The sequence below is a fragment of the Planktothrix paucivesiculata PCC 9631 genome (assembly GCF_900009265.2).
Lineage (GTDB): Bacteria > Cyanobacteriota > Cyanobacteriia > Cyanobacteriales > Microcoleaceae > Planktothrix > Planktothrix paucivesiculata.
The window spans coordinates 1-1,340 of sequence record NZ_LR735032.1 but is presented as its reverse complement, the minus strand read 5'-3'; the positions used below and the strand labels follow the sequence as shown (position 1 = coordinate 1,340).

The following is a 1,340-nucleotide window of genomic DNA, read 5'->3' as shown; positions in this document are numbered from 1 at the left end:
ATTTCATATAATTGCTATATTAATATTAATTATAGGAGATATCATCTAAGCAACATAAATATTCTTATTCCCTATGGAGTAAGACTTACATTCCCGATTTTTATCTATTTTTCCTAAATTAATTGCTCTATTTTTTAATTTTTAACTATCGGATTAAGAGATAGCCACTAATTTCTCCCAATGATTTCCTAACCACCTTCTTCCCTCTGTTATTGACCAAAATCCTAAACCTCTGAAAATATTCAATCCTAGGGTGTTGAGCAGTGCCCAATTAGTCGCCGCTTGTACTTGATGAATTTTCATACTATCCTCTTTAAATAACACATCTTTTACCCAATGAACTTGATTCTCAATCCCCCAATGCCCTTTAATCTTTTGGGCAAAAAAATCTGCCTTTTCCCAGATACTACTTATATAATAAACCGTTTCTTTATAAGGCTTTTTTCCTCTATATCCCCACCGTTCTACCTGAATTATACTTTCAATATGTTCCCAAGGGCTTTCAAATTTTATTGATTTTTTAAACACTGATACCCGACGAGTTGTTTCTCGTCCATGACCCCGCTCTTTTTGAGTATCTATACTTTCAGCTTTCGTCGTCTTTGTGATTTTTTCAATTTGATTATACAGTTTGATTTGATTCTTCTTAACCGCAATTAAATAATCGTTTTCACTCTCGATAATCTTTCGGGCTGTGGTGACATTACAATGTAACGCATCCGCAGTTATTAACTTTCCTTTTAGACCACATTCTCCTATTATACATTGGGCTACAGCTTGTTCTGACCCGGTTTTACTCTCGAACTTTTCCGTCGCTAATACTAATCCGGTTTCTTGACTAAATAGAGATACCATTATTACCATGTTTTGCTGCTGATTTCCTGGGTCTTTTACCGTACTTCTTAAACTTTTTCCATCTATTGCTAATCCCTCTATTCCCTTTAATTTAGGAGAATTCTCTCTTGACCATTCTTTTACTATTTTGCTTAAATCCTTCTCGTCTACTCCTCTCATCACTCTCCTTCTTGTTGAATAAGATGGCATTCCTTGGCTATAGATATTGAATGTTCTTTTCAGGATAACTTCGTTGGCTTTGACAAAATATTCCATCTCTCGATATCCTTGATGCCCTGACATCACCCCTAAAACTACTACTAATAGCACTTCCCATAAACTATACCTTTTTCCCTGACTTTTTCGGAAATCCTTGACTTCTTTTAAATTTTCTATTAAACTTGTTAGCATCTTTATTTTAGAAAAAAATGGCGATCGCTCTCCATTTTATCAGGTGGCGATCGCTCTTTCTTTACTCTTTTTCACCTGACTTTGAAACAGCCCTG

1 protein-coding gene is annotated in these 1,340 nt (G+C 35.0%); it reads right to left on the bottom strand.

The annotated features are described in order from the left end of the window. Window positions 1–153: 153 nt before the first annotated feature. Entirely contained in the window at window positions 154–1,245 is a 1,092-nt protein-coding gene (locus tag PL9631_RS25440; RefSeq protein ID WP_083617868.1) for an ISAs1 family transposase, read from the bottom strand. Window positions 1,246–1,340 lie beyond the last annotated feature (95 nt).